General features: G+C 62.9%; 5 protein-coding genes. 2 read left to right on the forward strand and 3 right to left on the reverse strand.

The features are described from left to right. Positions 1–128 precede the first annotated feature (128 nt). Positions 129–3197, forward strand: a complete 3069-nt coding sequence (locus CLV67_RS50670; RefSeq protein WP_146169667.1) for a hypothetical protein — start codon at positions 129–131, stop codon at positions 3195–3197. A gap of 292 nt (positions 3198–3489) precedes the next feature. Continuing rightward, positions 3490–4149: a hypothetical protein gene (locus CLV67_RS51615; RefSeq protein WP_146169668.1), complete on the forward strand. Its 660-nt coding sequence runs from the start codon at positions 3490–3492 to the stop codon at positions 4147–4149. 523 nt (positions 4150–4672) lie between these two features. Here the strand turns inward: CLV67_RS51615 and CLV67_RS54105 are convergent. The 3 genes from CLV67_RS54105 to CLV67_RS51620 all read right to left on the reverse strand — a co-directional run bounded on the left by CLV67_RS54105 (position 4673) and on the right by CLV67_RS51620 (position 7720). Then, complete coding sequence (locus CLV67_RS54105) at positions 4673–5104, reverse strand: transposase (RefSeq protein WP_239166997.1); 432 nt, start codon at positions 5102–5104, stop codon at positions 4673–4675. A 257-nt stretch (positions 5105–5361) separates the two neighbouring features. Next, positions 5362–5580, reverse strand: a complete 219-nt coding sequence (locus CLV67_RS54110; RefSeq protein ID WP_239166996.1) for a transposase domain-containing protein — start codon at positions 5578–5580, stop codon at positions 5362–5364. Positions 5581–5908: 328 nt separating this feature from the next. Further along, positions 5909–7720: a hypothetical protein gene (locus CLV67_RS51620; protein ID WP_146169669.1), complete on the reverse strand. Its 1812-nt coding sequence runs from the start codon at positions 7718–7720 to the stop codon at positions 5909–5911. Between the last annotated feature and the right edge of the window lie 1259 nt (positions 7721–8979).

Below are 8979 nucleotides of genomic sequence, written 5' to 3' on the forward strand. Positions count from 1 at the left end.
TTACGAGAACGGCACCGACATCAGCCTGCTACCCGCACTAAACGTAGCCTGAAGACCAACTCATCGACCCTGTCCGTCGAAACGGGTCAAGCCCAGCCGCCCTAGCTCCTCTGCTGGGCTACACCCGTATGACGGAGGGCACGCAAGTGGTGCTCGGCATACGCACGTCCGGAGTTGGGGCGGTACAGGCAGAGATCTTCAATGCACGGTACGCGCCAAGCCAGGTCGAGACCATTCCGGTCGGTGAGCTGAGCCAGCGCGACGCACGGGCGCTGGTCAATAGCCTTGCCGACGGCCTCGACCTGCGGTTCCCCGTGAGAGACTATTTTGCTGGCCAGGCCGTGGACTCGCCATACGTAGCGGTCATCGGCCTCAACCTGATCCGACGTGGCGAGTTGACAGCTCCGCTGATGGTCGACGATGCCCTCCGACAGCAGGTCCTCGCTCGTTACCAAGAGATCGCCGCAGGAGAGATTGCGGGTTTTACGAGCCGCACCGTGCGCCAAGTGCTCGCCGTCTACGCGGCACTTGGTCCGATCGACGAGTCCGATGACCAACTGCGAGTCGCCGTTGCCCAGTTCGTCAACCTGGAACTTGGCGACCTGCTGCGACTTTGCCAGGGCCTGCAGGATCGCGGAACTCTCGTTACGCGCAACGATCTGACTCGGCTCGTTCCCGATGTTCTCGCGGACGATATCTTGGAGTCGGAGGCAGCCGCCGGCCGCCATGCGACCGGCTTCGTTCAACGACTGTGGGAAGCTTTCGGCAGCCCATACGACGACCGGCTGGTAGTCACGCTGGCTGAGTTGGATTGGCGCCTGACCCACCGCGGTGGTCCATCGATCATCAGACCGATCTGGGCTTCGGTGGTGGAGCGACTCCGCAACGCGGAACTCGTCGACTTATACCGGGCGCTACGCGGCCTGCGAGGTTTGGCTACGCTCCTGCCAGGACCGTTCCTGAACGTGCTTGAAGAGCTCCGACCTCGGCTGCAACGCGAGGCCGCTGCCAGGGGCAATGCGATCACCTCTCGGAGTGAGAATCCAAATCAGGCTCTCTGGCTGCTGGCGGAGTTGTACGGGCAATGCGCCGCCAGCGCGCCGGAAACACTCGAGACGGTTCTCAACGCGTTGTGGATGTTGTGTCGCTACGACAATCGGCCGACCAACTCGAATCCAGATCATCCAATGCGGGTCATCGTTGACCGGCTCGCCAGCATCGGCGACATGGTCGACCCGACGTTTCCTCTGCGGATCGTCGCATGGGCCGACGCGCACCTCACCCAGGGCAGGGAGACGCTCGGCACCACACCGATGTCCGTGATGCGCCCATTCCTGGCGAAGGACATCACGCGAACGGTCGCCGAGACACGGCGCCGCATTTCGATCCGCCCGTATGCCGTATCGGCAGGCTGGGCGAGGCCGGTCCGGGACGCGATCCGCGCCACACTGTTAAGGGAGGCAGGCGGGACGGAACTGCGCCGGGCCGGCGAGGCCGTGCGTCTCCTTGGCACGGCGATCCGTCAACCGACCGGGTCAGTCGGACGCACGGTCACCCGCGAAGAAATTCTCGGGTGGGAGCAAGACGACCTTGCGACCCTCGTGAGCTTCGAGGCGGCGTCCGGAACGACAGCAAGCCCGGTAATCCGGCGAATGATCCGCCATGAGATCGCTTGGCCTGCCGAGCGCTCTGGATCCGTGCTCGTTCGTCACGCTGCCCTGACGCTGGTCACCTCTCTCGACGAACGAGACGACGATCTGGCGGAGGCGCTCTTGAATGCGCACCGCGGTCTACCCTCCCGGCGGGGTGTACCGCTTCCCGAGTTGGAAGAACTACAGGCAGCGGACGTGATCCGGCTCGCTCACGAGGCAGGTCTACCGGAGGATGTGCTCGAAGCGGAGCGTAGTGAGCGGATTCGGCACGCCGTCGAGGAGCGCCCAAGGATGCGGGAACAGCAGGTTACGCAGGTAGTCACACGACTGGCCGCGGCCGGAGTGTCTCAGATGGTCGAGGAACTCAGGACCTGCAGCTCGGACATCGATGCCGCCGCAGCGAAGCCTCCTACTCTCTGGGGATTCTGGCGACAGCTCGTGTCGTCGCGGCTCGAACTCGTTCCCGAGGTAGTTCGGGAGGTTTCTCGGGGCCCCGCGAGCGTCCTCGACAACAATCTGGATCAGTTGCTCGATGCCTGGGAGGTCTACGACTCGGCCGGGCTGCTGGCCTGGCTGGCCGACGAGGCGAACCTCCGAATCGAGATACGCCTGGTTGTTGCGAACGCTTTCGCCAACTATGGGTGGACGGATCGCGGGGAGGCGTTCGTCGAACAGCTTCACCGGGGGTTGAAAGCTGACGAACCCGAACTACGCGAACGGTACGTCATCGGGACTCATCGGCTCCTCGCGGCTGACCCCGCCGGCACGGCACGAATTCTCCGCGGGGCGTTTCACTCACCGCATGTCCTCACACGCGCACTTGAGAGCGCATGTGGATACGACGGCCTGGTGTGGGGCCGGAACCTCGGCAAGCAGAACGCTACGGCGGTCCTTGAGCTGATCAGTTGGGCGGGCTGGGAGGATCACACAGTCCAGCAGATCGCTGCTGGGATCGCCTGGACTCACCCGGTGCTCGTATTGGACGAACTTCAAGCTCTGAGTGACCTGGGCGGCCAGCTTCCCACGGACGTGGATGGTTTCGCCGACGCGTTCGACGATAACGCTGAAGTATTGACCCGATGGATTATCGACCGCGTCAGGCGAGGTAATGCGGACTCGTCAACGGTCGTCGTGTCGATCGTGATGGCTGGCAACATGACAGCTGCGCAGGCGCATCACCTCAGCGAGGCAGTGGAACAGGGTGCTGACATTTCGCCGGCAGCGGTGGTGTCAGCACTCGAGGACTTAGGTGGCTGGCCGCTACAACATCCTGGGCTAGCCCGACAGTTGCTGGCTGAGGCTCGGGCGCTGGACGATGACGCGGCAAACCAGCTACTTGAAGGCATTACCCGAGCCATGACTCCCACCTCCTGGGGATTCGTCAATGGTCAATCAGCTGAGATCAACCGCACCAAAACCACCGCCGCAAAGGCAGCGTCAGCAGAGACTGACTCCGACTTGAGAGCGGCGTTCCGGGCAGCAGAAGCCTGGGCCACCCACTACGCCGAGCAACTCATGGCCGAAGATTTGGAGGACGACGACTGACGACGACAACAGTTCGTGCCTTACACCGCTGTCACGAACGGCTGTTCCAGCAGTCAGGTTAAAGCTCAACGCATGGTCGCCGACGACGAGACGTCTCGAACGTGCCCTCGAAACCTGTCCGCTCGCGCCCGAGTCTTCTCCACTAACAGGGCCGCAAGACCAACTCCACCCGGCCGAGACGCTTCGCGCCGGCACGCCACCGTCGGGGATCGACTTCAGGACATTCCCGGCCACGAGCGACTCTGGCGGCGTCTCGCATCGCCGTTCACCGCCTCTGGGGCCGGTAGTCGGGATGGTGGTCGACCTGATTGCCCTTGAGGACCGCGTCCCGAAGGACGGTGCTGCCGCCGAAACTACTCAGCGTGATGTCGCTGGTGATCAAAATAACGGCGATACCAGCGGCAGGCCCTTCGACGGCAATTCGTTCGAAGCTCGCCACCAGGCCGGGTGCCGCGTGCAGCAGGCTGTCGGCATCGTCGATTCCGATGAGGATAGCCGGGGTATCGACGGAGGGCTCCGTGAAGGGTTCCTCGTCATCGAGGGCGATGATTTCGTCATGGATTCGTCGGAGCCGGCGCTCGACCGCCACAGAGCCTTCGATGGCTTCTGGATGGCGACCCCAGGTTCTTCGGTCTCGCGACTCAGACACGAGCGCCGGCCGCTGACAGCGGCACAGCTCACTGACATCGGCCATGGCCTGTACAAACTGCTTGGGCGGTTCAGCGGCTACCAGGTCGCCCAAGTCGGATGGGACCCGGAAGGCCTCGTCGATCTGGTGGAACTACGGCAAGAACAGACCGGAGACCTCCTAGCCGGAACCTTGCCCGGCCTGGTGCTGGCCGAAGATGTCCTGCCCGAGGTACGCGGTCCTGCCTTCGTTCCGTTCCGCACGGGTTTCGTATGGCTGCCGTATGCGGGTCAGCTTCCGTCGACACTCACCGCTGACGCCTGACAGCTCCGGATGATGGTCTGATCGGCAACCTCGTGAGGGCGACCTGCCGCTCGCCGCAAGCTCTCGGCGGCAGATCCGGACGCCGATCAAGCCCGGATTCGGGATTCAACGGCAAAGCCAGACGCCGTCCCCCCTGATGTCAAGCTTGTTCGCCGTCCGTGTGTCGAACGAAAACCGATGAACCGACATCCAGACATGTTCGCCGGGATGGAGGAGCAGCGGCCGCGAAAGCTCAACGGCCCGATCACCGGCCTCGGCTATGGTCGCCATTGTCAGGCGGGCCACCGGTGCTGGACTGTTTCGGATAAATCCGGTGTATTCGTCACCTTGCACCAGGGCCGCTCGCAATACTCCGAGACCTTACTGGTGGGCTCTAAAGATCAAGGCCACGAAGTTAGGGGTCTGGTGACCGGGTCAAGATGTTGATACTGAGGGTGGCCTTGTAGGTGTGCCGGTCGACGCGGAGGCTTTTGTACGCGTATCGCGACAGCGGTCGTTTGACGGCGCGAGGGCTGACGCGGAGTCAGCGGTTGGGCATGAGTTGGTCAAGTACGGTGCGGCCGATGGTGCCGATCAGGTCGATGACGGTGTCGGCGATGACGTCGGCGGCGTGGATGAGCTGGTCGCGGGCGGTTTGCAGGGCGAAGCTGAAGCTGGCCCGGTCGGGGTCGATGCCGCTGGCGGTGATGGCCTCGGTGATCGCGATGCGGATGGCTTGGTAGGTGGTGAGCAGGGCGTAGATCTCCTGGGCGATGGCCGAGGGGTGGTGGCTGCGCAGGACGCGGCGGCCAAGCATGCTTTTCTTGATCGCGAAGAACGCCGACTCGATCTCCCATCGTTCGTGGTAGAGCGTGACCAGGCCGGATGCGGTGTGCCGGCGGTGGTCAAGCAGGGTCGTGGCGAGGCGGTAGATGCCGGTGTCCGGCCGGTGGTGGTGGCGATGGTGATCTCGCATTCGGTGATGCGTACGTCGAGACAGCCGATCCGGGACAGGAACGAGTCGTCGCTCAGGTGCCGCAGGACAGGTGGCTTGCGGTGGCTGGTGAGCCGGATCGGCAGCGCTGCACCGGTGTCGGCGACCTGGTGGAGCAGGGTGTTGCTGGACAGGCCGCGGTCGAGCAGGACGATCATGCCGGGGTGCAGGGATCGGGTCAGCCGGGCGGCGTAGGTGCTCTCGCCGGTGCCGTTGATCGTCACGAACAGCAGTCCGCATCAGCGGGCACCTGTGGTGCGGATCGTTGCTGTGTGTCCGCGAAGCAGGTCGAACAAGGCCCGCAATGGTCGGACACCGAGCCAGGCTCGGGCGTGCCACAGCCCAGTGCCGGTGATCTTCGGGATGGGCAGGCCGTCGAGGGCGCCGGTGAGTTTGCGCCATACCGCGAGGTAGCCGCATTCTTCGAACAACGCGGCGGCCAGCAGCAGGCAGACCACGACCCGGGCGGGTAGCTTACGCAGCCACTGTTGGACGGCGTCGTGTCGGCCAGGACGGCATCGACCATGTCGAACGAGACGATCTGGGTCAGCGAGCCGAGATGGCCCGGGGCGGAGACCCCACCGGCCACGGCGATCTGGCGGGTGATGGCACACTGGACAGACAGCGGAGCTCCATCTGCAACGGATGTCTTTGGTCGGACAAACCGTTTCTACCGGAGCTCCGCTTCCTACTTGTATCGGGCATACACCAGCTCAGACCGGATGTTGACGGCCAGTCCGTACGCCTAACTTCACGGCCTTGATCTTTAGCGGCCATCTCCGGCGTTCACAGCGATCCAATGGCTTTTTCTATTGCGTGTAAGCCGTCGAAGCGTTCGCCCGCCCAGCGAAGCAGAGCTCGGCTGTGTTCGATACGACGCCGAGCAAGGACGGATTGGGTTCTGCGGAACTTCTGGAGCAGGTAAACCGCCCGTTGAACAGCGAAGCAGGCGTATGCCCGCTGCCAGATGTCGCTGTCTGGCTCGATCAGCCGGTTCGCCAGATCCGGGCGCAGCCTTGCTAGTTGAGCAAGATATCCGGAAGCATATTTTTTCCGTAGCTCGAGCCCCGGGTCGGTGAGCGGCAGCAGCGGCATGTCTTCGAGAAGTTGTGCCACCTCAAACCCCAGGGGCAGCCATCCTGTCGCCTCCAAATCCAGGACCACGACGTCATCGAGGTCGGTCACCAGCCAGTTCTCGGTGTGGGCGTCACGCTTACCGAGTAAGGGGAGTCCTGCGGGCACGACTTCGCGCCAGGAACGTGCTGCGTTAGCCGCCACGGCTGCGCTCGATCCGAGGGTGATTAGGCGGTCCCTCAGCTTGTCGGCTTCGACCGGGACCGGCCGCCGTCTGCCGGAGAACGGGCCGCGCCAGGCATGAACGTAGGCCAGCAGGGTCAGCGCTCGCTCCACGGCGGTACCGATTCGAGCGGGTAGCGATTGACTTTCCTCGAATTCCACCCACTCTCCGATTAGATCGCTGAGTTGCCGCCCTGCCGAACGGCGTGTCACCGATACGGTGGTGCCCAGGAGCGGATCGTCTACCACCGCGAGCGCATTTATGCAGCGAGCCCAAGAGGGCGAGCCTGTCTCTTCGAGCCAGGCTGCGAAATCGGAAATCTTGGCTTGCTCGGCTTGGGCTGCGTCCACCGATGGACACGGTTTGAACACTAATGCGGCGGAAAGCAGGGCATGAGGGTCGTCGAGTATGTAGACCCCAGATCGTCCGCCGAGCCGTGGCCGCCGCAGGTCGGGATCGCCCGCAGCCCGCTCACATGCAATCTGAGTGAGCCACTTGGAGTCACCTGCCCTCACGCGATCCCACACGCTCTGGTCAGCGACGACTTGGGTCACCGGATCTGACGGCGCGCCGGCTGGAAGCCCATGGCACATATCGGCGGCCGCGGCCGTGTATTGAGCGAGCTGCAGCAACGGCCACGGCCAAATCGGAGAAGTGGCCACAGCCAGGGCGGAGAACTCGGCTGCGGCAGTAAAGTCGGCTGCGTCACCGGTTAGCGTCCACAACTGGAACGCGGCTGCGGCCGACACGCTCCACGACTCACGTGCTGGCCGAAAGCCATTCGCCGCGATGTCGCCGCTTTCCACGGTTAGGCGTCGATCATTTTCCTTAAGCCCCAGCGCACGGCGAAGACGGACGACACTGTTGGTCCGATAACCCAGGCGGTAGTAGGCGTATCCAAGAAGACCGAAATGCTGTGATGTGTTGTCGCCGTGATCTTCGGCGATCTCAAGGTCCTTGATTGCGGCACGGAGATGGGGTAGGCCATCGACGGACTTGCGAGCAAGGAAGAGGTGTGAAACACCTCGCATACCATGCCACTTCCGCCTCTGATGCGGGGCTAACGCGTGCTCATCGCTGTCAAGCAGCTCGACAATTTTCCAGCATCGCATGGCGGCCCGGAATGCATACTGCGCCACATCCGGCATTTCGAGACGGCAGCTCATCGCTAGCTGGTACAGCTGACCGGCGAGCCGCATGTTGACCTCTCTCCAGGAGCCGACAAGACCGAGTCCCTGTTTTCTAAGCGAGGTTTTCACCTGGACTACAGGTGCACTGAACGCGAACCGTACGCGCAGCATGGCAAGGACTCTGGCTTGGCAATCCAGGCCTCTATGGTCGTTGGAGGGATCCGGGAGGTCCCGGATAGTATCGAGTAGCCGCTTCCAAACGATCCCTACAGCGGACCCGGCCGACTCAGGTGCACAGAGTAAGCGCCAGGTATTTGAGTCGGGGATCAGCAGATCGATTCTTTTAGAAACATCTTGAGCGCCAGGGTTTATGCCGAGCAGCTCAAACAGGACTGAGTCATCGACATGGAGGAGAGGCTGGTATGTGAACGGGTTCTCAACGTGAATCGATCCGGTTCGGACCTCTGGCAGCCGTTGTCGCGGCATCACCAGTGGAGTCACTCGAGGAGCGCTGTCATTTGCCACTTGGCCTCCGTCGTCGGATTTTGCATCCTCCATCGCCGTATGCAGGAAGTCGGCGGGTGCTTCCAGAACCTTAGGAGGCCGGGATCGCGTCATCAATCGGATGTTTGGGTGCGCTGGCTGATCTTGGGCCGAAGACGGTCACCGCGGTGGCGTAACGGCTGTCTTCAACCCTTGACTCCGCATGTGGCGTCCGGTTCTGTGACTCGCCCGCGTGATTGATCTTGCCGAGGCCGGAGGCCCCGATGAGTGATCTTGCTAGATGGCTCGGTCGACTCCGCCTACGTGATGCAAGAAGCCAGCGGAGGCTGTACAGCATACCGACACGAATCCGTACCGAGGAGTAGGTGCTGCCTCGACGGAACGACCCGCGCCGATCATTAAGGATACGGTCTTTCCCGTGGTGGGCGCGTCAGCCCGCCGGTATGAGGCCAATCAGTACAACGATTCACGAATGGCATAGGCAACCAAGACTTCCCATGGCGCTGAGAAGTAGGCCAAGGTTGCGCCTGGCCCCCGATATCGAATCCAGCTATCGCCGGTCGCTCTGTCAGTCGTATTTTATCCTAGCGTTGACTGCGGCGGCGGTATGTCTTCGTGTGCACTCACATCGGCAGATGATTGACTTTCTGAGTAGGTTTCGGCTTCGAATTCGGGCCGGAACCCGAGGCTGGTGCCCGACCAGTGGCGAGCCGTCGAACGATTCGGTGTGGCACCACGGTCCAAACGCCCTGGGCTTCACCCTGGAACGCCGCACCCTCAGGACACCTGGTGCGGGCGGGGGTCGCCTATCACTCCCCCACCCGCACCATTGCTCCTACTCTTCCTGCTCCGGCAAAGCCAGCGGGTGCGGCTCCCCGGTCAGACCCGCCAGTGCCGTCGCCACCTCCTGCAAGGTCGCCTTCACG

The organism is Actinoplanes italicus (assembly GCF_003001815.1).
Lineage (GTDB): Bacteria > Actinomycetota > Actinomycetes > Mycobacteriales > Micromonosporaceae > Actinoplanes > Actinoplanes italicus.